Origin of the sequence: Ferrimonas futtsuensis DSM 18154 (assembly GCF_000422645.1) — a bacterium.
In the GTDB taxonomy this organism is placed as follows: Bacteria; Pseudomonadota; Gammaproteobacteria; order Enterobacterales; family Shewanellaceae; genus Ferrimonas; species Ferrimonas futtsuensis.
This window is the reverse complement of record NZ_AUGL01000001.1, coordinates 14,066-37,652: the sequence shown is the minus strand read 5'-3', so window position 1 is coordinate 37,652 and position 23,587 is coordinate 14,066. Positions and strand designations below refer to the sequence as shown.

Genomic DNA, 23,587 nt, shown 5'->3' with positions numbered 1-23,587 from the left:
ATGGGGCTGGCGGTGTGGCGCAACTGGACCCGGCCCAGGGTGAACTGGTACTCGGTGTGCGGTGTGCTGCTGCTGATAGCGGTGTTGATCGCGCTCGCCTGGGGCGGACGCATGCTGGGGCAGGTTCTGGCGGATGCGGAACGTTTGCCCATCGATGAGATCGCCCTGGTGGGGGAGCGCAGTTACACCCAGGATGAGGAGGTTCGCCTGGCCCTGTCCCACATCGAGGGGGACAGCCTGGTCACCGCCGACATGGAGAAGGTGCGTTCGGCACTGACCCAACTGCCCTGGGTCAAGCGGGTGACGGTGCGGCGCGAGTGGCCCAACCGGTTGCGACTCTACCTGGTGGAGCAGCGTCCCATGGCCCACTGGAATGGTGACCAGTGGTTGAACCAGGACGCCGAGGCGTTTCAGGCGCCGAAGCGCCCCGGGGTGGGCAAGCTGCCCAACCTGGCCGGTCCGCAAGACAGCAGTGAAAAAGTGTGGCAGAACTGGCTGAAATTCAGTGAGCTTCTGAGGTTAAATGGCTTTATGCCTCAGAGTCTTACCCTGAGTCATCGCCACGCCTGGACCCTGACCCTGGAGGATGGAATGGAGCTCAGGCTGGGGCGCATCGAAGGGATAGAGCGGTTGCAGCGATTTATTGAGCTGTGGCCCACGCTTTCCAAGCAAGGAAGGCGAGCAGAATACATTGATATTCGGTACGATACGGGATTGGCTGTCGGCTGGCAGTTGGAACAGAGAGATTGATGACATCATGACCAAAAGTCAGGAGCGAAACCTAATTGTGGGCTTGGACATCGGCACCTCCAAGGTGGTGGCGATCATCGGTGAGGTGCTGCCTGACGGCGCCATCAGCATCGCAGGCCTGGGCAGTCAGCCCTCCCGTGGCATGGACAAGGGCGGGGTGAACGATCTGGACTCGGTTTCCCGCAGCATTAAGAACGCCATTGGACAGGCGGAGATGATGGCGGACTGCCAGGTGGACTCGGTGTTCCTGAGCATCTCCGGCCGTCATGTGGACAGCCAGAATGAGAAGGGGATGGTCTCCATCGATGACGATGAGGTGACCCAGGACGACGTGGATCACGCCATCCACACCGCCCGTTCGGTGAAGATCCCCACCGAGCGGCGCATCCTGCATGTGCTGCCCCAGGAGTTCACCATCGATGAGCAGGAGGGGATCCGCAGCCCGGTGGGAATCTCCGGCATGCGTATGGAGGTGGATGTCCACATCGTGACCTGTTCCAACGACTGGGCCAAGAACATCATCAAGTGCGTCGAGCGCTGTGGCATTCAGGTTGAGGACCTGGTGTTCTCCGCCCTGGGCAGTGCCGACTCGGTGCTGACTCAGGACGAGAAGGATCTGGGCGCCTGCCTGGTGGACATCGGTGGCGGCACCACCGACATCGCCATCTACACCAATGGTGCCCTGCGCCACTGTGCGGTGATCCCGGTGGCCGGAAACCAGGTGACCAGCGACATCGCCAAGATCTTCCGCACCCCGCTCTCCTATGCGGAGCAGATAAAGGTGCAGTACGCCTCGGCGCGCAGCGCCCTGGTGAGCCAGGAGGAGAGCATCGATGTGCACTCCGTCGGTGGCCGGCCGTCGCGCACCATGTCCCGCCATACCCTGGCGGAGGTGGTGGAGCCCCGTTACCAGGAGATTTTCGAACTGGTCCAGGAGGAACTGCGGGCCAGTGGCTTCGAGGAGCAGGTGGCGGCGGGAGTGGTGCTGACCGGAGGCACCTCCGCCATCGAAGGGGCGGTGGAAGTGGCCGAAGAGTGCTTCGGCATGCCGGTTCGGGTGGCGGTGCCCCACGAGCCCAAGGGACTGAAGGAATACGTCAGCGAGCCAAGCTTTGCAACCTCCGTCGGCTTGCTGTACTTTGGCGCCGAGCGCATCCGCGATCGGGAAGTGGAACGCCACACCAAACACGGAGTGACCAGCCTGCTGGACAGGATCCAAGGCTGGTTTAAGGGCGAGTTTTAGCGGCCCGCTGAGTGGAACGGGGTTAGGATTGACCCCGGTGATACAGCCGCTAGGTAACAGATTGAATTTGGACGCAGGCTAAACGGAGATAAGAGTATGTTTGAGGTTGTGGACGCGCACACCGAAGATGCGGTCATTAAAGTGATCGGTGTAGGGGGCGGTGGTGGTAACGCCATCGAACACATGGTCGAGCAGACCATCGAAGGGGCTCAGTTTATCGTGGCCAACACGGACTCGCAGGCACTGCGCAAGTCCACCGCTGGCACCACCATTCAGCTGGGTAAAAACGTCACCAAGGGCCTGGGGGCCGGTGCCAACCCTGCGGTTGGCTACGAAGCGGCCATGGAGGACAAAGAGTCCATCCGCGCCGCCCTGACCGGTTCCGACATGGTGTTTATCGCTGCCGGTATGGGTGGCGGTACCGGTACCGGTGCGGCGCCTGTGGTTGCCGAAGTGGCCAAGGAGGAGGGGATCCTCACCGTGGCCGTGGTGACCAAGCCCTTTGTCTTCGAAGGTAAGAAGCGTGCTGCCTACGCCGAGCAGGGTATCCAAGAGCTGTCCAAGCATGTGGATTCCCTGATCACCGTACCCAACGACAAGCTGCTCAAGGTACTGGGCACCAAGACCAGCCTGCTGGAGGCGTTCAGCGCCGCCAACAACGTCCTGCTGGGTGCGGTACAGGGCATCGCCGAGCTGATCACCCGTACCGGTCTGATCAACGTTGACTTCGCCGACGTGAAGACGGTGATGTCTGAGATGGGCAACGCCATGATGGGCACAGGTGTGGCTCGCGGTGAGAACCGTGCGGAAGAGGCTGCCGAGGCCGCCGTATCCAGCCCGCTGCTGGAAGATATCGACCTGACCGGTGCCAAGGGCGTCCTGGTGAACATCACCTGTGGTATGGACCTGTCCATCGAGGAGTACACCCTCATCGGTGACCACGTTCGTGCCTATGCGTCTGAAAATGCTACCATCGTGGTAGGTACTGTCATTGAACCTGAGATGAGCGATGAGATCCGCGTGACCGTGGTGGCCACAGGCATCGGTGCCGACAAGAAGCCCGATATCCAGATCGTGGTGCCACCCAAGGCGGCGACCCCGGCGCCAGCGCCTCAGCCTGCGGCTCAGCCCGAGCCCAAGCCGATGGAGCAGCCTCCGGTGTCCATGCAGCCGATCCGCGTTGAACCAGCGATCCCGGCTGTTGAGCCTGCCACTCCGGCTCCGGCTCCGGCCAGCAGCAACCACGGCAACGCCGCGCCCGCCCAGGAGTCCCAGAAGGGTGCCTACCTGGATATTCCGGCGTTTCTGCGTAAGCAGCTGGATTAAAAGGCTTTACTGGCTGATCAGACCAGATTTTGGTTCTGGGCGTTTTTTCTGGTAAAATACGCGCCCTTCATTGAGTTTATAGAGAGCAGGACGGTTAATGAGTAAACAACGCACTCTACAGCGCCCGGTTCAGGCAACCGGTGTGGGCCTTCACTCCGGTGATAAGGTGACCATGAGCATCAATCCCGCCCCAGTGGGCACCGGGATCGTGTTCCGGCGCACTGATCTGACCCCGGTGGCGGAGATTCCCGCCAGTGCTGCGCTGGTGCGTGAAACCACCCTGTGTACAGGTCTGGTCAGCGACGAGGGGCACCGCATTGCGACGGTGGAGCACCTGATGTCTGCCCTGGCCGGTCTCGGCGTAGACAATGCCATCATCGAGGTGGACGCCCCCGAGATCCCCATTATGGACGGCAGTGCCAGTCCCTTTGTATTCCTTCTTCAGACCGCCGGCCTGGTAGAGCAGCCTGCGTCCAAACAGTACCTGCGCATCCGTAAGCCGATCCGGGTCGAAGAGGGAGACAAGTGGGCCGAGTTCCGTCCCCATAATGGCTTTAAACTCAACTTTGCCATCGACTTTGATCATCCAGAGATTGCTCGCAGCCAGCAGAAGATGGTGATGGAGTTCTCCTCCGCCGAGTACATCAAGCAGGTGAGCCGTGCCCGTACCTTCGGGTTCATGCGCGACATCGAGTACCTGCGGGCCAACAACCTGGCCCTGGGCGGCAGCATGGAAAATGCGGTGGTGCTGGACGAATTCCGCATCCTCAACCCGGACGGTCTGAGGGTGGAAGATGAGTTTGTTAAGCACAAGATTCTGGATGCGGTGGGCGATCTCTACCTGGGTGGTTACGCCATCCTGGGCGAGTTTACCGCCTTCAAGTCCGGCCACGCCCTGAACAATCAGCTGATTCGCACCGTTCTGGAGAATCAGGAGGCCTGGGAGCTGGTGAGCTTCGAGGAGGCTCAGGAGGTGCCCATGGACTACCTGGCACCGGTTACCGCCTGACCTAAGAGTTACCTTGCTGGCCGCCCCCATGGGCGGCCAGTTTTTTTAGCTTCTCCCCCAGACTGCCGCCTATAGAATCTGCCAGCTCCTGAATCTGGCTCGCGGCCTGAGGGCTCAGCTTATTGAGATTTTGCGTTACCGGACGCTCAATCCTGGACAGTGCCGGGTTGACTTTGATCTCAATAGTGGTGAGCATTGGGAAGTTTTGTTGCCGCAACTGCTGCAGCAGCTGCAGTTTCATAAACTGCAATCGGGTCGCCCAGGCGGCGCTGTCGGTCTCGATGATCATGACACCGTTGCGAAGGTTGGCCACCCGGTACCGCCCCTTGAGGTCATTACCCAGGAGATCGGCGGTCACTTGCTGCAGCTGCCTGAGCGATTCGGTTCGCTCCTGGACCTGGCGGAGCCTTTGGCCCATCAGCTCGGCAACATCGGTTGGTTTTGATTTCATACCAAGACACGAAACATAAGAAAAGAACTCCATGAGTGTAACAGTCTTTATTAAGGGAAAGCACGGTGTACGACACTGGCAACCGGGCAAGGGGTGGTTTTTACTGCCGCTGATGCTGGTGGCTGCGGGTGTCGGGCTGTTCCAGGCCCATAAGGAGCAGTTGCACCAGGCCGAGCTGGAATTGGCTCAGGCTCAGGAGAGTCAGGCCGAGGGGCAGGAGCAGGTGGATGAGATCCGTCAGCTGACCCAGACCCAACTGGCCACCCTGGCGGTCCGCCTCGGGCGGATGCAGGCGCAGATGAACCGCCTGGAGTCCCTGGGTATCGCACTGGCCGATCGGGCCGAACTTACCGAACAGTTTGATTTCTCATCGGCAGTGGGCCTGGGTGGCGCCAATGCCGATGGGTTGGGTGATGTGGAGCTCAAGCAGCTGCTGCTGGATATGGAGCAACTGGCCAAACGGCTGGACAGCTCGGACAACCAGCTTGCGCTACTTGAAACTGTCGAGCGCAATCACCATATAGACCTAAGCAGTTATTTGTCAGGACGTCCCATCGTCAAGGGCTGGCAGTCCTCAGACTATGGGATGCGCAACGATCCATTTTCCGGCCGTCCCGCCATGCATAAAGGCATCGATTTTGCGGGCACGGAAGGAGGCGATGTCGTAGCCACCGGAGCGGGAGTAGTGACCTATTCCGGAGAAATGTATGGCTATGGCAATCTGGTCGAGATTGATCACGGTAACGGGCTGAAGACCCGTTACGGTCATAACAAGTCCCTGCTTGTCAAAGCAGGCCAGGTGGTAAAGAAGGGAGACGTGGTTGCCGAATTGGGCAACACCGGCCGCTCGACTGGACCACACGTCCACTATGAAGTGTTGCGCAACGATCGTCAGGTCAACCCTAACAAATACGTTTATCGTAAGCCCCGCAGTTAAGCGGGGGTGGCAATCCTGGTGGGACCGGCGGAGTCTGGCCCAAGACCTTTCTAGAAAGTGAAAAAATACGATGTTTGCACAACTCCTCACCAAGATATTTGGTAGCAAGAACGAGCGCACCTTGAAGCAACTGCGCAAGGTTGCCGCGCAGATCAACCAGCTGGAAGCGGAATTCGAGGCCCTGGGCGACGAAGAGCTCAAGGCCAAGACTGAGGAGTTCAAGCAGCGCATCAATGATGGGGCCAGCCTGGACGACATTCTGCCTGAAGCCTTCGCCACCGTCCGCGAGGCGTCCAAGCGGGTCTTTGGCATGCGTCACTTCGACGTGCAGCTGGTGGGCGGCATGGTGCTGCAGTCCGGCCGCATCGCCGAGATGCGCACCGGTGAAGGTAAAACCCTGACCGCGACTCTGCCAGCCTACCTGAACGCCCTCACCGGCAAAGGGGTTCACGTGATTACCGTGAACGACTACCTGGCCACCCGTGACGCCGACTGGAACCGCCCCCTGTTCGAATTCCTGGGCATGACCGTGGGCACCAACGTGCCTGGCATGGCGCCCCAGCAGAAGAAGGAAGCCTACGCTGCCGACATCACTTACGGCACCAACAACGAGTTTGGCTTCGATTACCTGCGTGACAACATGGCCTTCTCCGCCCCTGAGCGGGTTCAGCGGCCACTGTTCTACGCCATCATCGATGAAGTGGATTCCATCCTTATCGACGAGGCCCGTACCCCGCTGATCATCTCCGGCGCCGCCGAAGACAGCTCCGAAGCCTACATCAAGGTGGACAAACTGATCCCCCGCCTGGAGCGCCAGGAGAAGGAGGACACCGAGGAGTACACCGGCGACGGTGACTACACCATCGATGAGAAGGGCAAACAGGTTCACCTGACCGAGCGCGGTCAGGAGAAGGTGGAGTTGCTGCTGGCTGAGATCGGCATGTTGCCGGAAGGCGACTCGCTCTACAGCGCCGCCAACATCTCTTTGCTGCACCACGTCAACGCCGCCCTGCGCGCCCACACCCTGTTTGAGAAGGATGTGGACTACATCATCCAGGAAGGCGAAATTGTCATCGTGGATGAGCACACTGGCCGTACCATGCCGGGTCGCCGCTGGTCTGAAGGCCTGCACCAGGCGGTGGAAGCCAAAGAGGGAGTGAAGATCCAGAACGAGAACCAGACTCTGGCGTCCATCACCTTCCAGAACTACTTCCGCCTGTACGACAAGCTCGGTGGCATGACCGGTACCGCCGACACCGAAGCGTTCGAATTCCAGCACATCTACAATCTGGACACCGTGGTGATCCCCACCAACCGTCCGATGATCCGTGATGACCGCCCCGATCAGGTGTACCTGACCGAGGAGGAGAAGTTCGAAGCGATCATCGCCGACATCATCGATTGTCAGGAGCGTGGCCAGCCTGCCCTGGTGGGCACCATCTCCATTGAGGCGTCCGAGCGTCTCTCTAACGCCCTGCGTAAGTCCAAGATCAAGCACAACGTGCTGAACGCCAAGTTCCACGAGCAGGAAGCCCAGATCGTGGCCGACGCTGGCCGCAGCGGCGCCGTCACCATCGCCACCAACATGGCCGGTCGTGGTACCGACATCGTGCTCGGCGGCAGCTGGCAGGCGGAGCTGGACGAGCTCAAGGCGAGCGGCGCCACCGAGGAACAGATTGCCGAGAAGCTGGCCAACTGGCATGAGCGCCACGACGCGGTCCTGGAAGCCGGCGGCCTGCACATCATCGGTACCGAGCGTCACGAATCCCGCCGTATCGACAACCAGTTGCGTGGTCGTTCCGGTCGTCAGGGTGATGCCGGTTCCTCCCGCTTCTACCTCTCCATGGAAGACTCGCTGATGCGCATCTTCGCTTCCGACCGGGTGTCCGGTCTGATGAAGAAGCTGGGTATGGAGCGCGGTGAAGCCATCGAGCACCCCTGGGTGACCAAGTCCATCGAAGGCGCTCAGCGCAAGGTGGAGGCCCGCAACTTCGACATCCGCAAGCAGCTGCTGGAGTTTGATGATGTGGCCAACGACCAGCGTAAGGTGGTGTACGCCCAGCGTAACGAGCTGATGGACAGCGACAGCATCGCCGAGACCATTCAGGTGATTCGTGACGATGTGCTGGCGAACGTCATCAACAGCTACATTCCGCCTCAGTCTCTGGAAGAGATGTGGGACGTTCCCGGCCTGGAAGAGCGCCTGAATTCCGAGTTCAACCTGGAGCTGCCCATCAGCAAGTGGCTCGAGGAGGAGGAGGATCTCCACGAAGAGACTCTGCGTGAGCGCATCAGCCAGGCCTGGGCCGAGGTGTACAAGCAGAAAGAGGAGTCTGTGGGTGAGCCGGTTCTGCGCCAGTTCGAGAAGGCGATCATGCTGCAGACTCTGGACAACCTGTGGAAGGAGCATCTGGCGGCCATGGACCACCTGCGTCAGGGCATTCATCTGCGCGGTTACGCCCAGAAGAACCCCAAGCAGGAGTACAAGCGCGAATCCTTCGAGCTGTTTGAGGGCATGCTGGAGACCCTGAAGCACGACGTGATCTCCATCCTCTCCAAGGTGCGGGTACAGACCCAGTCCGAGGTGGACGAGATGGAAGCCAAACGCCGTGAGCAGGAGGAAGCCCTGGCGGCTCAGCGCAACTACTCCGGTGCTCCCGAGGGTGAGCAGGCGCCCCAGCCCAAGGTTGGCCGCAACGAGCCCTGCCCTTGTGGCTCCGGCAAGAAGTACAAGCAGTGCCACGGAAAGCTGGCCTAAGGCTTGAGTCCAACGAACAGCAAAAGCCAGTCTCCGGACTGGCTTTTTAGTACAGAGAAGAAGCGATGACCATCCAGAGAATCGTCATTGGCCTGGTGCAAAACCACCAGAATCACTACCTGATCAGTCTGCGTCAGGGAGATCAGCACCTGGCGGGCAAGTGGGAGTTCCCCGGCGGCAAGGCGGAGGCGGGCGAAGATGAGCTGACCGCCCTGGCCCGCGAGCTGGAGGAGGAGGTGGGGCTGGAGATGACCCAGGCCGAACTGATGGAGCGTAAAGTGTTTGAGTTCGACGACCGCACCCTGGAGCTGCACTTCTTCCGGGTGACCGGGTACCGCGGCGAGGCACACGCGAGGGAGGGACAGCCCCTGAAGTGGGCCAGTGTCGAAGAGCTTCGGGCTCTGCCCTTTCCCAAGGCCAATGACTCGGTCATTGCGGTCCTGTGAACCAGAAAAGGCTCCTTGCGGAGCCTTTTTGCTGTACCAGCCTCATCGGATAAGCCGGGTTTAATCCTCTTTGAAAAAGTCGCCTTCGTCGTAACCCAGATCGTCGGGGATCTCCGGCTCGGCAGGGATGGCGTGCTTCTCGTCCGCCCAGTCACCCAGGTCGATCAGTTTGCAGCGCTCGCTGCAGAAGGGCTTGAAGGGGTGCTCACTGTCCCAGGTCACTGTCTTCTTACAGGTGGGGCATTGTACTTCCAGGGTCATGGGGTCTCCATCGACAGCGACAGGCTAAAGGGCAGGTTGCGAACCTCGGCACTGCCTGTGCTGGCATTCATCATATGCAGGCTGAAGCGGTTCTTGTGGCCGCTCACTACAGGGTAGCAGCCGTAGTGGTTGTCCAGTCGCACCCGCAACAGCGCCAGGGGATGATCGGCATTATGGAGAAACTGTCCCTGAATCGCCACCTTGTTCTCCCAGTGGCTGCATTCCCGAATCAGCTGCAGCTGCAGGGCGATCGACTCGGTCAGCGGGGCCAGGGTGGCCTGCCAGGCCTCAATGTCGTGGATCCGCTGTTCTTTGGGCTGACCCAGCCAGAACTGCAACCTGGGCAGATCGAAGCCACAGGCGCCGCCGGCCAGATTGACTCTCTGGCGAATCTGGCTGAGGAAGCGGTCCTGGCGCAGAGAGCTGCCCGGCCGTTCCATCTGCAGCAGGGCAGCGTTCTGCCCTTTGAGAGTGTCCACCAGGGCCTGCAGCTGTTGTTGGTCCACCCCAGGCTGACTCTGCCACTGATTCACCAGAGTCAGGCTCTGGTCCACCTGCTTGGCCAGATCGCCCTTGATGTCGGAGCGCTCCAACAGGTCGCACAGCTCGAACAGGGTGCGGAACAGGCTGCGATGGGCACTGGGGCAGTCGCCATTCCGGCTGTCCTCCAGAGACTGGATCAGCTGCTCGACCCGCAGGTAGAAGCGGGTGCGTTCATTTAGGGGGTGTTCATACAGAGTCGAGTTACTCATGGCTCCCGGCAAGTGTCAGATAGTGTTGATGGAGTCGTTCCACCTGTGTGTTAAGGTCGGCAAAGTCGCCGCCGTTGTCAATGCAATCATCCGCCGCGGCCAGGCGCTGCTCACGGCTGGCCTGGTTGGCCATGATCTTTTCCACCAAGGCTCGGTCGTTGCTGTCCCGGCTCATGGTGCGCCTGAGTTGCTCCTCCTCCGGCAGATCCACCACCAGAACCCGCTCAACCAGGGATTGCAGGCCATTCTCCACCAGCAGCGGGATCACCAGCAGGGCATAGGGGGAGGCGGCAGCCCTGCCCCGCTCGGTCATGGTGGCGCGCACCATGGGATGGATCAGGTTGTTGAGCCACTGGAGCTCCTGGGGATTGTTGAACACCCTCGCTCTTAGCGCCGACCGGTCCAGCTCACCCTCGGAGAGCACCTCTTGCCCAAAGTGGTCGACGATCGCCTTGAGGCCGTCACTGCCCGGTGCCACCACCTCCCGGGCAATGATGTCGGCGTCAATCAGTTCGATGCCCCGGTCGGCAAACAGGTTGGCCACCGTGGTTTTGCCGGAGCCGATGCCGCCGGTGAGGCCGATCAGCACGGCACTCACAGGCCCAGCACCCGGGTCAGGTACCAATGGACGATCTGGTCACCCCACAGCAGGGCTATCCAGCCCGCCAGGATGATCCAGGGACCGAAGGGCATGGGGTTGTCCCGCGTCAGTTTGCCCAGGGCCAGTTGCAGTATGCCGTAGACCGCGCCAAGTACCGAGGAGAGCAGGATGATCAGCAGCAGCGGCTTCCACCCCAGCCAGGCACCGAAGAGTGCCAGCAGTTTGAAATCGCCATAGCCCATCCCCTCCTTGCCGGTGACCATTCGGAACAGCTGGAACACGCTCCACAGGCTGAGGTAACCGAAGGCCGCACCCAGGACCGCCTGTTCCAGCGGCACCAGGCCATCTTTGATGTTGAACAGCAGGCCCAGCCACAGCAGGGGCAGGGTGATCTGATCCGGCAGCAGCATGGTGTCGGCGTCGATGAAGGCCAGGGCGATCAGTCCCAGACTCAGCAGCCACAGGGCAGCAAAGGCCGGGGTAGGCCCGAACTGCCAGGCCATCAGTGCCGAGACGGCCGCGGTCATCAGTTCCACCATGGGGTAGCGCAGGCCAATGGCAGCGCCGCAGCTGTGGCATTTGCCGCCCAGAAGCAGGTAGCTGAGCACCGGAACGTTGTGCTTCATGGGGATCGGGGTCTGGCAGTGGCCACAGCGGGATCTCGGGGTGGCCAGGTTGAAGTTTTCCGGCAGATCGGTGCGGGTCACCGGCTGCTGGCAGTACTCCTGACATTCGATGCGCCAGTCCCTGTCCATCATGATGGGCAGGCGATGGATCACCACATTGAGGAAGCTGCCCAGGATCAGGCCCAACAGGGCGACCAGGGTAGTGAACAGCCAGGGCTGAGAGTGAAAAAGGGTGATCCAGTAATCCATTTATCGATTCGGCTTAGTGAGTTAACCCGTAGATCCTAGCCGACCACGCTACCTAATTGGAAGATCGGAAGATACATTGCCACCACTAATCCACCCACGAGTGAGCCGATGACCACCATCAACAGGGGTTCGATCAGGGTGGAGAGGCCATCTACGGCGTCATCCACCTGCATCTCATAGATGTTGGCGACCTTGTTGAGCATCTCATCCAGTGAGCCGGACTCCTCCCCGATTAACACCATCTGGACCAGCATGTCGGGAAACACGCTCTGGGTGCGCATCGCCATGTTCATCTGCAGTCCGGAGATCACCTCGGTGCGCACCGACTGGACGGCCTTGCGATACACCGCGTTACCGGCGGCACCGGCGGCGGACTCCAGCCCGTCAATCAGGGGGACCCCGGCGGCGAAGGTGGTGGCCAGGGTACGGGCGAAGCGAGCCACCGCCCCTTTGTTGAGGATGGGGCCCACCAGGGGGAGTTTCAGCAGCAGGGCGTCCACTCTGTCACTGAACCTCTGGGAGCGGCGATGGGCCTGAATGAAGCCCCAGATCAGCACAGTCACCCCAGCAGCGAAATAGGGCCAGGCCAGTTGAAGGAAGCGGGAGAGTTGAATCACCAGTTGGGTAAACACCGGCAGTTCGGCGTCGAAGCTGGCAAAGATCTCCTCGAACTGGGGCACCACAAACAGCAGCAGGATCACCGTGACGATCACCGCCACCACGATCACCGCCGCAGGGTAGAACATCGCCTTCTTGATCTTGGATTTCAGCGCTTCCGCTTTCTCCCTGTAGGTGGCGATGCGGTCAAACACCCGATCCAGGGCGCCGGAGTGCTCGCCGGCTTCCACCAGGTCGCAGTAGAGTTCGTCGAACTGCTTGGGGTGGGGACGCAATGCCTTGGAGAGGGGCAGGCCGGCTTCCACCTGAAGCAGGATCTCCCCCAGCAGGGTGCGCATCGCTTCCTTGTCATGGCCGCGGCCCAGCATCTGCAGGGTGGTGACCAGCGGGACCCCGGCCATCAACATGGTGGCGATCTGTCGGGTGACCATGGCCATCTCCATCGGGGTGATGCTAGCGCCCCGGCCGAACAGGGGGGTGGGCTTGCGCCTTAGCCGTACCGCGTGGATCCCCTGTCTGCGCAGCTGGGTCCGGGCTTCCTCGGCGCTGATGGCTCGGATCTCCCCCCGGGTGCGGCGGCCGCTGGCGTTGGCGCCCTGCCACAGATACTCGACGATGGCGGCACCCGCCCCCTTGGTCTGTTGGGTCATCCCTGCGCCTCCCAGTCGGTGATTCGGTTGATCTCCGCCAGGCTGGTGATGCCGGCGGCCACCTGGGTCAGGCCGGATCGTCGCAGGGGCACCATGCCACTCTCTATGGCGACCTGGGCCAGCTCCAGAGAGTTGCCGTTGGCCATGATCAGCTCAGCCAGGGGCGGCGACATGGGCAACAGCTCATAGACTCCCAGGCGTCCCTTGTAACCGCCGGTGCAGTGCTCACACCCCTTGGCCCGGTAGAGGGTGAGCCCCGAGGCGATCTGAGCGTCGCTGAATCCCGCTTTCTCGAGGGCCTCGGCAGTCAGGGGCTCCGGTTGTTTGCAGTGGCGGCAGAGTCTTCTTGCCAGTCGCTGGGCGATGATCAGTGACACCGAGGCGGCGATGTTGTAGGCGGGCACCCCCATGTTCAGCAGCCGGGTCAGGGTCTCGGCAGCGGAGTTGGTGTGCAGGGTGGAGAGCACCAGGTGACCGGTCTGGGCCGCCTTGATGGCGATCTCGGCGGTTTCCAGATCCCGGATCTCTCCCACCATCACCACATCCGGATCCTGGCGCAGAAAGGCGCGCAGGGCGGCAGCGAAGGTGAGTCCGGCGCGGTTGTTGATCTGCACCTGGTTGATGCCTGGGAGGTTTATCTCTACCGGGTCTTCGGCGGTGGAGATGTTGCGCTGCTCGGTATTGAGAATATTCAGGCCGGTATAGAGTGAGACCGTCTTGCCGGAACCGGTGGGGCCGGTGACCAGGATCATCCCTTGCGGCCGCTGCAGTGCCCCCAGGTAGAGGGCTTTCTGAGGAGGGTGATAGCCGAGGACATCGATGTTAAGCAGGGCGGCGGAACCATCGAGGATCCGCATCACGATTTTCTCCCCAAACAGGGTGGGCAGGGTGGACACCCGAAAGTCGATGGCCCGTTTAGGGCCGAGGCGCAGTTTGATGCGGCCATCCTGAGGCAGCCGGCGTTCGGCAATGTCCAGCTTGGACATCACCTTGAGCCGGGCGGAGATGCGGCTGGCCAGGTTGGCGGGCGGGCTGGAGACGGTGTGCAGCACGCCGTCGATGCGAAAACGGATGCGGTAGCTGGCCTCAAACGGCTCGAAATGCAGGTCCGAGGCCCCTCTCTTGATGGCGTCGGTGAGCAGCTTGTTGATGTAGATGACGATGGGGGCATCGTCGGCGGCGGGAGGCACATCCCGCTCCTCCCCCTGCTCCTCCACCTCGATGCTGCCCAGGTTCTGCTCATCCAACTCGGTCAGCTCCAGGGCGTCGAAGTCGCTCTCCAGGAACTGCTCAATCACCTGCTCCAGGGCGCTCACGTCCACCAGAACCGGCACCGCCCTCAGGCCGGTGTTGAATTCGAAGTCCTCCAGCACCGTCAGGTTGGCGGCATCGCAGGTGGCGATAAACAGCTGCCCGCCCCGACAGGAGAGGGGCAGGCAGCGGTGGCGTTCCACCAGTTTCTGGCTGATCAGTTCAACCGGCAGGGTGTCGGGATTGAGGTGGCGGATATCAAACAGCGGCGCGCCCAGGTCGCGCGCCTGCTGATAGCAGTGGCCGTCCACCCGGTGCCCTTAACAGAGGCCGGCGGCGACGCAGCTGCCCGTGGTTTGATCCCAGGTGATGGTACCGCTGCTGGCCGTGGGCACCAGGATGTAGGTCTTGCTGTCGACGTCCCCGGTTCCGGTGGCGGTAATGCCGGCGGTGGTAAAGGTTACCGTATTCACATAGGCACCCGAATCCGCCCCCGCAGTGCTGACGGAGCCGTTACAGGCGGTATGCACGGCTTCCGCGTTTCCTGTGGTGCCTTTGGTCTGCACACACACCTCTATCTGAGTCTTGATGGAGCCGGTGGCGGACACCACTTCGCTGAACTTGGCGCGTTTGGTGTAGGTTTGATAGGCGGGCAGGGCGATGGCGGCGAGGATGCCGACGATGGCCACAACGATCATCAGTTCGATCAGGGTAAAGCCTGTCTGGCGGGCATGGGTACGCATCTGGACACTCCTTTGCTTTGGCGACAATCCTTGTCTCCCCTTCGCGTCCTGCGAAGAGGTGATCCAACCTAAAAGCTAGTACAAAGTGCTGCTGTCACAAGCCAGAGCGGGCCAAAAAACCGCAGGTTATCCTGGTGCCAGGGCTTTTAATTCCTTTAATCAGTAGTTTGCCGGGAATGTCAGGAGAGCAAAAAGACAAAACGGCACCCAGGGGTGCCGCTTTGGTTATCCACAGAGGGTTGGAGTCCGCTCAACGGAAGCGCATGGAGAGATCCACCGCCTTGACGTGCTTGGTCAGGGCGCCCACCGAGATGTAGTCGATGCCGGTGTGGGCAAACTCGGCGATGGTGTCGATGGTGACGTTGCCACTCACTTCCAGCTTGGCCCGTCCCTGGTTCAGCTCCACCGCCTCCATCTGCATGGTCAGATCGAAGTTGTCCAGCATGACGATGTCGGCACCGTGGTCGATGGCCTGCTGCAGTTCGTCCAGGTTTTCCACTTCCACCTCAACCGGCTTGTCGGCGTGCAGGGCACGGGCTGCGGCGATCGCTTCGGCGATGCCTCCACAGGCGGCGATGTGGTTCTCCTTGATCAGGAAGGCATCGAACAGGCCGATTCGGTGGTTTTTACCGCCGCCGCAGGTGACGGCGTATTTTTGGGCGGTGCGAAGGCCGGGCACGGTCTTGCGGGTATCCAGCAACTGGGTGCCTGTGCCCTCCAGCTGCATCACATACTGATTGACCAGGGTGGCCACGCCGGAGAGGGTCTGGACAAAGTTCAGGGCCACCCGCTCGCCGGTAAGCAGGATGCGGGCCGGGCCGGAGAGCTCACACAGCACCTGATTGGCCAGGACCAGATCGCCATCATCCACGTGCCAGTGGAGGGCCACTTCGCCACCCAGTTGGTTGAACACCTGCTCTACCCAGGCTTTGCCACAAAACACCGCGTCTTCGCGGCTGATGATGGTGGCCTCGGCGTTGCGATCGACAGGGATCAGTTGGGCGGTGATGTCCCCCTCATCGGCATTGAGTCCACCCAGGTCTTCGGTGAGGGCGGCGGCCACGGTGAGGCGGATGTCGTTTTCCAGCATAGTGAGTTACTTCCTGATAGTAAGTGTTTGTCCCCGTTGCACCAACTCCAGGTGCCTCAGGGCGTTCATCCCCAGCAGTATGGTGTTGTCTTCCTGGCCGGGGTTGAGACCGGCCTCCAGATTATACAGGGTCAGCGGACCGATTGTGAGTGTCTCTATGGTGGTGCGGTGCACCGTGATGGTGCCGTTGGCTGTGCTCACCGGGTAGGGGAAGCCGGGATTCAGTCCCAGCGCCGGTCCGAGATGAGCGGGCACAGAGATGGTGGTGGCCCCGGTATCCAGCATCAGGGTGACCGGTTGGCCATTGAGCGTCCCGGCCACCACGTAGTGACCGCGGCGATTCTGTTGCAGCACCAGCTCCTCTCCCTGAACCACAGGGTTCAGGTTGGGATTGTGTTGCCGCTCCAGTTTGTCATCAAAGTAGAGGTAGAGCAGTCCCAGCATGGAGAGCCAGGCCAGAAGCAGCATTGGCTTTCCCAGGGGAGAGTGTGGACGTGTTCTCTTCATACCGGACCTGCTACAGTGTGGTTTTTGGCATTATCGGTTTTCTCCATGGACAAGGGCAACCACTACACTCTGGATCCTCAGGGGCGCTGGCTGAGCGGTGCAACCCACAGATTCAGCCCCTTTCAGGATGCCCGCCCCGAGGGCCTTGCCATCAGCGCCCTGGTGATCCACAACATCAGCCTGTTGCCGGGTCAGTTTGGCAGTGACTACGTTGACCAGCTGTTTCTTGGCTGTGTCCAGGTGGACCACCCGGTGCTGGCGGACGTTCGGGGGCTGAGGTTGTCTGCCCACCTCTTTATACGACGAAGCGGCCAGGTGATTCAGTATGTTCCCTTCGATCGTCGTGCCTGGCATGCTGGAGCCAGCGAACTGGCGGGGCAAAGCCGATGCAATGACTTCAGCATAGGAATTGAGATGGAGGGCAGTGATCATCTTCCCTTCACCGTGGCACAATACCATAGTCTCATCGAGGTAACTTCCGCTTTATTAGCGTCTTACCCCGATATCACCCTGGACAGAATTGTGGGTCACAGTGACATCGCCCCGGGACGGAAAACCGATCCGGGGCCCCATTTTGACTGGAATCGTTACCGGCTCGGATTAGACAAGGCAAGCTAAATGGCTCTGTTTTCATTACTGGTGGTACTGCTGCTGGAGCGGCTGAAGTTGATCGCTCCTGCCCTGCAGTTTAATGCGGTGTTTGATGCCTATCGCAGCAGGTTGTTTAACGACAGTGAGCTGCGCAGCGGCTGGAAGATGCTGTTCTCCCTGGCTCTGGCCCCGGCTCTGGTGGCCCTGCTCGCGTATGAGTTCGAAGGGGTACACTATGGCGTCTGGCACCTGGCCCTGTGGCTGTTGGTCGGGGTGGTGCTGTTCAGCCATATGGAGCTGAGGGCGGCTTTCAAGGAGTACCTTCAGGCAGCCTGCCGGGCCGATCTCCAGGCCAGCTTCCACATTGCCGACAAGGTGGACCCTGTGCCCCTGGAAGCGGTGACTGAGCGGGAACTGGGGCAGCGAATGGGGCAGGTGGCCGCCTGGCTGAATTACCGCTACTACGCGGCGGTGGCCCTTTACTTTGTTCTGTTGGGACCTGCGGTGGCAACCTTCTATTGTGTGGTGCGTGGCTACCACGACCACTTCGAACGTCATCAGCTTAACCGTCCCCTGGTGTCCGGACTGATGACCCTGCTGGACTGGGTACCGGTGCGCCTGGTGGCGTTCGGCTTCGCCCTTTCCGGTCACTTCAGCCGAGCCCTGTCGGTGTGGCTCTCCCTGGCGTTCAAGCCGACAGTGTCGGCCAGGACTCTGATCTATCGCGTCGCCCTGGTGGCGGAGGAGATTCCTGTGGAGAGCGCGGCGCCAGTCTGCGTCCAGTCCACCCTCAACCTGCTGAAGCTGGCCAAGCGCAATGTCACCCTGCTGCTCATTCTGGTGTCCCTGCTGACCATCTTCGGCGTGTTGAGCTAGCCGAGGGCGGAGCGTTTACTCCGGAAGGGCGTCAGTTCACCGCTGATGCCAACCGGTTCAGGGCAACAGAGGCAGCACTCTAATGCCTGGTCAATTCAATGACCCAGGGGAGCCCGGCGGCTCCCCTTTTTCATCTCCCACACCGAACCAGTTCACACCAGGGAACCCGGAAGAGTGACCTGGCGCACGCGGCTCAGTCTGACCAGTGAAAACCCGATTGAAGAATCAGCGATTTTAGGCAGGATTGAAATGCCAACAGAATTCGACTCACTTCAATTGTCGAAATTGCGAACCGGTCGGTTGATCTATCTCTCAAACAAGGGATGATCCAACGTGGCAGCAATCCCCTTTGCCTGCCAGAATCTCATTCACAGATTCCTTTGAGATCAAAATGTTGTAAAGTGGTCATACCATTGATTGCAAGGCCTGTTCGGTTTTATTGATCGGGTCGATCTATTAAATGCATTCTGTGATTTCAATCAAAGTGGTTGCCATTAAAGAGTGTGATCTGCTACATTTTGTGCCGCACTCATAATGGTCTTACCAATTGACAAACCATTAGCAGACTGGGAAGTTATCCGACCATGGCCTACCAAAAAATCAGTCAGCCAAAGCTGTCCGACGTCATCGTTAACCAACTGGAGAAGATGATCCTCGAAGGCAGCCTGAAACCGGGGCAGAAACTGCCGCCGGAGCGGGAGCTGGCACAACAGTTTGAAGTATCCCGACCCTCTCTGAGGGAGGCGATTCAGAAGCTGGAGGTGAAAGGCCTGTTGAATCGGCGCCAGGGTGGCGGCACCTACGTGCAGGATCAGCTGTGGAAAAGCTTGGCCGATCCCCTCATCGAACTGCTGGCGGACAACCCGGAGACTCAGTACGACCTCCTGGAGTTCCGTCACGCAACCGAGGGAATGATGGCCTATTATGCAGCATTGCGTGGTACCGATTCGGATCACGCCATTCTTAAGCAGCGAATTGAACGACTCCATGAGGTCCAGGGTCAGCTTGAGCTTGAAGCCAAGGCGATCGTGGACTTCTACCGTGCGGTGGCCGAAGCCTCACACAACGTTGCCATGTTGCACGTGGTGTTGAGTCTGTCGCCTCTGCTCGAGCGTAATGTGACGGAAAACCTCGGTCTTCTGTACCGCCGGGAGGGCTCCGCCCATTACGCCAACCTGCACCGGGAAGCCCTGTTAAAAGCGATCTTGAATCGCGAGCCCGAAGTGGCACGCAGGGCATCTAATGAACACCTGGCCTACATCGAGGAAGTGACCATCGAGGTGCGCCAGGAAGACAGTCGTCAGCAGCGCAGCCTGCGCCGCCTGCGGAACGACTACTAGCAGAATGCGAGTAAAGGCGGCCCTTCGGGCCGCCCCATCACAAGCAACGATGGAAGAGGAATTTTGTGATGCCGGAAATGATGCCACACGACGTGGATCCGCAAGAAACTCATGAATGGCTGGGCGCCCTGGCGGCGGTATTGGAGCAGGATGGTCCCGAACGGGCTCACTACCTGCTGGAGCAGATGATCGACAAGGCCCGCCGCAGCGGTGCCCATCTGCCCTACAAACCCACCACCGCCTATGTGAACACCATCCCTGTTGGCTCCGAGCCCCACATGCCTGGCAACCAGGAACTGGAGGAGCGCATCCGTGCCATCGTTCGCTGGAACGCCCTGGCCATGGTATTGCGTGCGTCCAAGAAGGACCTGGAGCTTGGGGGTCACATCTCCAGCTTTGCCTCCAGTGCCACCCTGTACGACGTGTGCTTCAACCACTTCTTCCGTGCGCCCAATGAGAAGGATGGTGGTGACCTGGTGTACTTCCAGGGTCACATCGCCCCCGGCATCTACTCGCGCTCTTTCCTGGAAGGCCGCCTGACCGAAGCTCAGCTGGACAACTTCCGCCAGGAGGTGGACGGTAAGGGCCTCTCCTCCTACCCTCACCCCCGTCTGATGCCCGATTACTGGCAGTTCCCCACCGTATCCATGGGTCTGGGTCCCATCGCCGCCATCTACCAGGCGCGCTACCTCAAGTATCTGACCGACCGCGGCATCAAGGACTGTTCCGAACAGAAGGTGTACTGCTTCCTTGGTGATGGCGAAGTGGATGAGCCGGAAGCCCTGGGTGCCATTGGCCTGGCTGCCCGAGAAGAGCTGGATAACCTGATCTTCATCGTCAACTGCAACCTGCAGCGTCTGGACGGCCCGGTACGGGGTAACGGCAAGATCATCCAGGAGCTGGAAGGCGAATTCCGCGGCGCCGGCTGGGAAGTGATCAAGGTGATCTGGGGTCGCTACTGGGATCCCCTGTTGGCCCAAGACACCTCCGGCAAGCTGCTGCAGCTGATGGAAGAGACCGTCGACGGCGAATACCAGAACTGCAAGGCCAAGGGTGGCGCCTACACCCGTGAGCACTTCTTCAGCAAGTACCCGGAGACCGCCGAGATGGTGGCCAATATGTCCGACAGCGACATCTGGCGCCTGAATCGTGGTGGTCACGATCCGGTGAAGGTCTACGCCGCCCTGAAGCAGGCCACCGAAACCAAGGGTCGCCCCACGGTGATTCTGGCCAAGACCGTTAAAGGTTACGGCATGGGTGAAGCCGGTGAAGGCAAGAACATCGCCCACGGCGTGAAGAAGATGGACATGGATGCAATCAAGCATTTCCGTGACCGCTTCAACATCCCTCTGAGCGACGATCAGCTGGAAGACATCCCTTACTACCACCCGGGTGAAGATTCCGAAGAGGTGAAATACCTGCGCGAGCGCCGTGAAGCCCTGAAAGGCTACATGCCAGCCCGCAGTTCCAAGTTCACCGAAGAGCTGATCACCCCTCCGCTGAAGGCCTTTGACGCCGTGCTCAAGGGCTCCAACGGCCGCGAAATCTCCACCACCATGGCGTTCGTCCGCGTCCTGACCGCCCTGCTGAAAGACAAGCAGATCGGCAAGCGCATCGTGCCCATCATCCCGGATGAAGCCCGTACCTTCGGTATGGAAGGCCTGTTCCGTCAGGTGGGCATCTACGCCCACGAAGGCCAGAAGTACACCCCTCAGGACAAGGACCAGGTGGCCTACTACCGTGAGGACAAGAAGGGCCAGGTACTGCAGGAAGGGATCAACGAGCTGGGCGCCATGAGCTCCTGGCTGGCGGCGGCGACCAGTTACTCCACCAACGACGCCCCGACCATTCCGTTCTACATCTACTACTCCATGTTCGGCTTCCAGCGCATCGGTGACATGGCCTGGGCGGCCGGTGACCAGCGTGCCCGTGGATTCATGATTGGCGGTACTTCCGGACGCACCACCCTCAACGGCGAAGGTTTGCAGCACCAGGATGGCCACAGCCACATTCAGGCGAATACCATCCCAAGCTGCATCACCTATGATCCTACCTATGGCTACGAAGTGGCGGTCATCGTCCACGACGGCCTGGAGCGGATGTACGGCGATGCCCAGGAGGACGTGTTCTACTACCTGACCACCCTGAACGAGAACTATGAGCAGCCTGCCATGCCAGAAGGCGTGGAAGAGGGGATCATCAAGGGTATCTACAAGCTGGACAGCATCAAGGGTTCCGGCAAAGGCAAGGTACAGCTGTTGGGTTGTGGTTCCATCCTGCAGCAGGTTCGAAAGGCCGCCGACGCCCTGGCCAAGGACTACGGCATCGATGTGGACGTATTCAGCGTCACCAGCTTCAACGAACTGACCCGTGACGGTCAGGACATTGAACGCCACAACCTGCTGAACCCCACTGCCAAACCTAAGCAGGCCTACATCAGCACTGTGCTGGATGAGTCCCCTGTTATCGCCGCGACCGACTACATGAAGTCCTACGCCGATCAGGTTCGTGCCTGGGTTCCCGGCGACTACAGCGTACTGGGCACCGACGGCTTCGGCCGCTCCGACAGCCGCGCCAACCTGCGTCACCACTTCGAAGTGGACTCTCGCTGGGTGGTTCTGGCCGCGCTCAAGTCCCTGGTGGACCGTGGCGAGCTGCCGGTTGAGGTGCTGACCCAGACCATTGAGCAGTACGGCATCGATACCGCCAAACCGAATCCGCTGTGGGCTTGATAGGGATTAGATAAATGTCACAAATCAAAGAGATCCGTCTGCCCGACGTGGGCGGCGATGCGGTAGAGATCATCGAGCTGTGCGTGGCCGCTGGCGACGCTGTGGAAGCGGAAGGTTCGCTGATCACCGTGGAAACCGACAAGGCCACCATGGATGTGCCCAGCGAAGACGCGGGTACCGTGGTGGAGCTGAAAGTCCAGGTCGGTGACAAGGTCTCCGAAGGGGACCTGATCGCCCTGGTGGAGGTGGCCGGTGAAGCGGCCGCCGAGGCCCCGGCGGCCGAAGCGACCCCAGCGGAAGCCCCGGCTCCTGCCGAGCCTGCCCCTGCCCCTGAAGCCCCTGCCGCCGCCGAGGCGCCGGCGGCCTCTGAGCCTGTGGTGAAAGAGGTGACCGTGCCTGACATCGGCGAGTCCGGTGAAGTGGACATCATCGAGGTGCTGGTGGCCGTGGGTGACAGTGTCGACGCGGAACAGGGCCTGATCACTCTGGAGACCGACAAGGCCACCATGGAGGTGCCTGCCCCCTTCGCCGGTGTGGTGAAGGAGCTGAAGGTCAACGTGGGCGACAAGATTGGCGAAGGTGGGCTGGTGGCCCTGATTGAAACTCAGGATGCGGCCCCAGCGGCGGCTGAGCCTGCTCCGGCGCCTGCTGCCGAAGCGCCTAAGGCGGAACCTGCGCCAGCTCCGGCCAAGAACTCCGCGCCCCCGGTGCCACATCACCCCTCTGCGGCGGCTCCCAAGGCCACCGGCGCCATCTACGCCTCACCTGCGGTTCGCCGTCTGGCCAGCGAGTTTGGTGTGGACCTGACCAAGGTGAAGGGCAGCGGCCGTAAGAACCGGATCCTCAAAGAGGATGTACAGGCTTACGTCAAGTACGAGTTATCCCGTCCCAAGGCCAGCGCCGCCACCAGCACCGGTGCCGGTAACGGCCTGCAGGTGATTGAAGGACCTAAGGTGGACTTCGCCAAGTTCGGTGAAGTGGAAGAGGTACCGCTGACCCGAATCCAGAAGATCTCCGGTCCCAACCTGCATCGCAACTGGGTGACCATTCCTCACGTGACTCAGTTTGACGAGGCGGACATCACCGAGCAGGAGGCGTTCCGTAAGGAGCAGAACCAGCTGGCGGCCAAGAGCGACAGCGGTGTGAAGATCACCCCTCTGGTGTTTATCCTCAAGGCGGCGGCCCGTGCGCTGGAGACCCACCCCAAGTTCAACAGCTCCCTGTCTGCGGACGGTGAGAGCCTGGTGATGAAGAAGTACATCCACATCGGTGTGGCGGTGGATACCCCCAACGGTCTGGTGGTGCCTGTGGTTCGCGACGTGAACAAGAAAGGGATCATCGAGTTGTCCCAGGATCTGGCGGCGCTCTCCACTAAGGCCCGTCAAGGTAAGTTGACAGCCACCGACATGCAGGGAAGCTGCTTCACCATCTCCAGCCTGGGCGGCATTGGCGGGACTCAGTTTACCCCCATCGTCAACGCCCCGGACGTGGCCATCCTCGGCGTGTCCCGCTCCGAGATGAAGCCCAAGTGGGATGGCCAGGCGTTCCAGCCCCGGCTGATGCTGCCCCTGGCGATGTCTTATGACCACAGGGTGATCGACGGCGCCGACGCGGCCCGCTTCATCACCACCCTGAGCCAGACACTGGGTGACATCCGCCGATTGATTCTGTAAATCGGCATATAAAAGGCCGACCATTCTGGTTGGCCTTTTGTTTAAGGAATCGGGGCAGTACAATGCCAGCATCCCCGCCGTCAGGTGGTGACTGCCCCAACGGAATG

22 protein-coding genes are annotated in these 23,587 nt (G+C 60.6%); 12 read left to right on the top strand and 10 right to left on the bottom strand.

Features of this window, described 5'->3' with window-relative positions; genetic code table 11:
• The 4 genes from G505_RS0100145 to lpxC all read left to right on the top strand — a co-directional run bounded on the left by G505_RS0100145 (position 1) and on the right by lpxC (position 4,328).
• Positions 1 to 750, top strand: coding sequence for a cell division protein FtsQ/DivIB (locus tag G505_RS0100145; protein WP_051215755.1), 750 nt, complete (start codon positions 1 to 3; stop codon positions 748 to 750).
• A 7-nt stretch (positions 751 to 757) separates the two neighbouring features.
• Positions 758 to 1,993, top strand: a complete 1,236-nt coding sequence (gene ftsA / locus G505_RS0100140) for a cell division protein FtsA (RefSeq protein ID WP_028107737.1) — start codon at positions 758 to 760, stop codon at positions 1,991 to 1,993.
• Between the two features lie 96 nt (positions 1,994 to 2,089).
• On the top strand, positions 2,090 to 3,319 hold the full coding sequence (gene ftsZ / locus G505_RS0100135; RefSeq protein WP_028107736.1) for a cell division protein FtsZ: 1,230 nt from the start codon (positions 2,090 to 2,092) through the stop codon (positions 3,317 to 3,319).
• Between the two features lie 97 nt (positions 3,320 to 3,416).
• Complete coding sequence (lpxC, locus tag G505_RS0100130) at positions 3,417 to 4,328, top strand: UDP-3-O-acyl-N-acetylglucosamine deacetylase (protein WP_028107735.1); 912 nt, start codon at positions 3,417 to 3,419, stop codon at positions 4,326 to 4,328.
• Position 4,329: 1 nt separating this feature from the next.
• On the opposite strand, the gene G505_RS0100125 is transcribed toward lpxC, so the two are convergent.
• Complete coding sequence (locus G505_RS0100125; RefSeq protein WP_028107734.1) at positions 4,330 to 4,779, bottom strand: DUF721 domain-containing protein; 450 nt, start codon at positions 4,777 to 4,779, stop codon at positions 4,330 to 4,332.
• 31 nt (positions 4,780 to 4,810) lie between these two features.
• On the opposite strand from G505_RS0100125, the gene G505_RS0100120 reads away from it, so the two are divergent.
• The 3 genes from G505_RS0100120 (at position 4,811) to mutT (ending at position 8,920) form a co-directional block, all read left to right on the top strand.
• A complete protein-coding gene (locus G505_RS0100120; protein WP_028107733.1) occupies positions 4,811 to 5,716 on the top strand; it encodes a M23 family metallopeptidase in 906 nt (301 codons plus the stop codon).
• A 70-nt stretch (positions 5,717 to 5,786) separates the two neighbouring features.
• A complete protein-coding gene (gene secA, locus G505_RS0100115; protein WP_028107732.1) occupies positions 5,787 to 8,474 on the top strand; it encodes a preprotein translocase subunit SecA in 2,688 nt (895 codons plus the stop codon).
• A gap of 65 nt (positions 8,475 to 8,539) precedes the next feature.
• Positions 8,540 to 8,920, top strand: coding sequence for an 8-oxo-dGTP diphosphatase MutT (gene mutT / locus G505_RS0100110; RefSeq protein WP_028107731.1), 381 nt, complete (start codon positions 8,540 to 8,542; stop codon positions 8,918 to 8,920).
• 60 nt (positions 8,921 to 8,980) lie between these two features.
• On the opposite strand, the gene yacG is transcribed toward mutT, so the two are convergent.
• From yacG to G505_RS0100065, 9 genes are all read right to left on the bottom strand, one after another.
• Entirely contained in the window at positions 8,981 to 9,181 is a 201-nt protein-coding gene (gene yacG, locus G505_RS0100105) for a DNA gyrase inhibitor YacG (RefSeq protein ID WP_028107730.1), read from the bottom strand.
• On the bottom strand, positions 9,178 to 9,933 hold the full coding sequence (locus tag G505_RS0100100) for a cell division protein ZapD (protein ID WP_035384925.1): 756 nt from the start codon (positions 9,931 to 9,933) through the stop codon (positions 9,178 to 9,180). The genes yacG and G505_RS0100100 overlap by 4 nt, the downstream gene beginning before the upstream one ends.
• Positions 9,926 to 10,531: a dephospho-CoA kinase gene (gene coaE / locus G505_RS0100095; RefSeq protein WP_028107728.1), complete on the bottom strand. Its 606-nt coding sequence runs from the start codon at positions 10,529 to 10,531 to the stop codon at positions 9,926 to 9,928. Before coaE ends, G505_RS0100100 begins: the two co-directional genes overlap by 8 nt.
• Complete coding sequence (locus G505_RS0100090; protein WP_028107727.1) at positions 10,528 to 11,409, bottom strand: prepilin peptidase; 882 nt, start codon at positions 11,407 to 11,409, stop codon at positions 10,528 to 10,530. The genes coaE and G505_RS0100090 overlap by 4 nt, the downstream gene beginning before the upstream one ends.
• Positions 11,410 to 11,444: 35 nt before the next feature.
• A complete protein-coding gene (locus tag G505_RS0100085; RefSeq protein ID WP_028107726.1) occupies positions 11,445 to 12,677 on the bottom strand; it encodes a type II secretion system F family protein in 1,233 nt (410 codons plus the stop codon).
• Positions 12,674 to 14,239, bottom strand: coding sequence for a type IV-A pilus assembly ATPase PilB (pilB, locus tag G505_RS20100; RefSeq protein ID WP_051215754.1), 1,566 nt, complete (start codon positions 14,237 to 14,239; stop codon positions 12,674 to 12,676). The genes G505_RS0100085 and pilB overlap by 4 nt, the downstream gene beginning before the upstream one ends.
• A gap of 9 nt (positions 14,240 to 14,248) precedes the next feature.
• Positions 14,249 to 14,671, bottom strand: coding sequence for a pilin (locus tag G505_RS0100075; RefSeq protein ID WP_028107725.1), 423 nt, complete (start codon positions 14,669 to 14,671; stop codon positions 14,249 to 14,251).
• Between the two features lie 250 nt (positions 14,672 to 14,921).
• On the bottom strand, positions 14,922 to 15,761 hold the full coding sequence (nadC, locus tag G505_RS0100070) for a carboxylating nicotinate-nucleotide diphosphorylase (protein ID WP_028107724.1): 840 nt from the start codon (positions 15,759 to 15,761) through the stop codon (positions 14,922 to 14,924).
• Between the two features lie 6 nt (positions 15,762 to 15,767).
• Positions 15,768 to 16,268 (bottom strand): retropepsin-like aspartic protease family protein, encoded by a 501-nt coding sequence (locus G505_RS0100065; protein WP_035384924.1) that lies wholly within the window; start codon positions 16,266 to 16,268, stop codon positions 15,768 to 15,770.
• A gap of 45 nt (positions 16,269 to 16,313) precedes the next feature.
• Between G505_RS0100065 and ampD the strand changes: the two genes are divergently transcribed.
• The 5 genes from ampD (at position 16,314) to aceF (ending at position 23,480) form a co-directional block, all read left to right on the top strand.
• Entirely contained in the window at positions 16,314 to 16,886 is a 573-nt protein-coding gene (gene ampD / locus G505_RS0100060) for a 1,6-anhydro-N-acetylmuramyl-L-alanine amidase AmpD (RefSeq protein ID WP_028107722.1), read from the top strand.
• A complete protein-coding gene (gene ampE / locus G505_RS0100055; protein WP_028107721.1) occupies positions 16,887 to 17,735 on the top strand; it encodes a beta-lactamase regulator AmpE in 849 nt (282 codons plus the stop codon). It abuts the gene before it with no gap.
• Between the two features lie 584 nt (positions 17,736 to 18,319).
• A complete protein-coding gene (pdhR, locus tag G505_RS0100050) occupies positions 18,320 to 19,075 on the top strand; it encodes a pyruvate dehydrogenase complex transcriptional repressor PdhR (RefSeq protein WP_028107720.1) in 756 nt (251 codons plus the stop codon).
• 68 nt (positions 19,076 to 19,143) lie between these two features.
• Positions 19,144 to 21,807, top strand: coding sequence for a pyruvate dehydrogenase (acetyl-transferring), homodimeric type (gene aceE / locus G505_RS0100045; RefSeq protein ID WP_028107719.1), 2,664 nt, complete (start codon positions 19,144 to 19,146; stop codon positions 21,805 to 21,807).
• Between the two features lie 14 nt (positions 21,808 to 21,821).
• A complete protein-coding gene (gene aceF / locus G505_RS0100040; protein WP_028107718.1) occupies positions 21,822 to 23,480 on the top strand; it encodes a pyruvate dehydrogenase complex dihydrolipoyllysine-residue acetyltransferase in 1,659 nt (552 codons plus the stop codon).
• Positions 23,481 to 23,587 lie beyond the last annotated feature (107 nt).

Excerpts from the sequence above, each read along its gene's own strand:
- G505_RS0100145 (WP_051215755.1), top strand. The coding sequence starts at position 1 with ATGGGGCTGGCGGTGTGGCGCAACTGGACCCGGCCCAGGGTGAACTGG.
- ftsA (WP_028107737.1), top strand. The coding sequence starts at position 758 with ATGACCAAAAGTCAGGAGCGAAACCTAATTGTGGGCTTGGACATCGGC.
- ftsZ (WP_028107736.1), top strand. The coding sequence starts at position 2,090 with ATGTTTGAGGTTGTGGACGCGCACACCGAAGATGCGGTCATTAAAGTG.
- lpxC (WP_028107735.1), top strand. The coding sequence starts at position 3,417 with ATGAGTAAACAACGCACTCTACAGCGCCCGGTTCAGGCAACCGGTGTG.
- G505_RS0100125 (WP_028107734.1), bottom strand. The coding sequence starts at position 4,779 with ATGAAATCAAAACCAACCGATGTTGCCGAGCTGATGGGCCAAAGGCTC.
- G505_RS0100120 (WP_028107733.1), top strand. The coding sequence starts at position 4,811 with ATGAGTGTAACAGTCTTTATTAAGGGAAAGCACGGTGTACGACACTGG.
- secA (WP_028107732.1), top strand. The coding sequence starts at position 5,787 with ATGTTTGCACAACTCCTCACCAAGATATTTGGTAGCAAGAACGAGCGC.
- mutT (WP_028107731.1), top strand. The coding sequence starts at position 8,540 with ATGACCATCCAGAGAATCGTCATTGGCCTGGTGCAAAACCACCAGAAT.
- yacG (WP_028107730.1), bottom strand. The coding sequence starts at position 9,181 with ATGACCCTGGAAGTACAATGCCCCACCTGTAAGAAGACAGTGACCTGG.
- G505_RS0100100 (WP_035384925.1), bottom strand. The coding sequence starts at position 9,933 with ATGAGTAACTCGACTCTGTATGAACACCCCCTAAATGAACGCACCCGC.
- G505_RS0100090 (WP_028107727.1), bottom strand. The coding sequence starts at position 11,409 with ATGGATTACTGGATCACCCTTTTTCACTCTCAGCCCTGGCTGTTCACT.
- G505_RS0100085 (WP_028107726.1), bottom strand. The coding sequence starts at position 12,677 with ATGACCCAACAGACCAAGGGGGCGGGTGCCGCCATCGTCGAGTATCTG.
- G505_RS0100075 (WP_028107725.1), bottom strand. The coding sequence starts at position 14,671 with ATGCGTACCCATGCCCGCCAGACAGGCTTTACCCTGATCGAACTGATG.
- nadC (WP_028107724.1), bottom strand. The coding sequence starts at position 15,761 with ATGCTGGAAAACGACATCCGCCTCACCGTGGCCGCCGCCCTCACCGAA.
- G505_RS0100065 (WP_035384924.1), bottom strand. The coding sequence starts at position 16,268 with ATGAAGAGAACACGTCCACACTCTCCCCTGGGAAAGCCAATGCTGCTT.
- ampD (WP_028107722.1), top strand. The coding sequence starts at position 16,314 with ATGGACAAGGGCAACCACTACACTCTGGATCCTCAGGGGCGCTGGCTG.
- ampE (WP_028107721.1), top strand. The coding sequence starts at position 16,887 with ATGGCTCTGTTTTCATTACTGGTGGTACTGCTGCTGGAGCGGCTGAAG.
- pdhR (WP_028107720.1), top strand. The coding sequence starts at position 18,320 with ATGGCCTACCAAAAAATCAGTCAGCCAAAGCTGTCCGACGTCATCGTT.
- aceE (WP_028107719.1), top strand. The coding sequence starts at position 19,144 with ATGCCGGAAATGATGCCACACGACGTGGATCCGCAAGAAACTCATGAA.
- aceF (WP_028107718.1), top strand. The coding sequence starts at position 21,822 with ATGTCACAAATCAAAGAGATCCGTCTGCCCGACGTGGGCGGCGATGCG.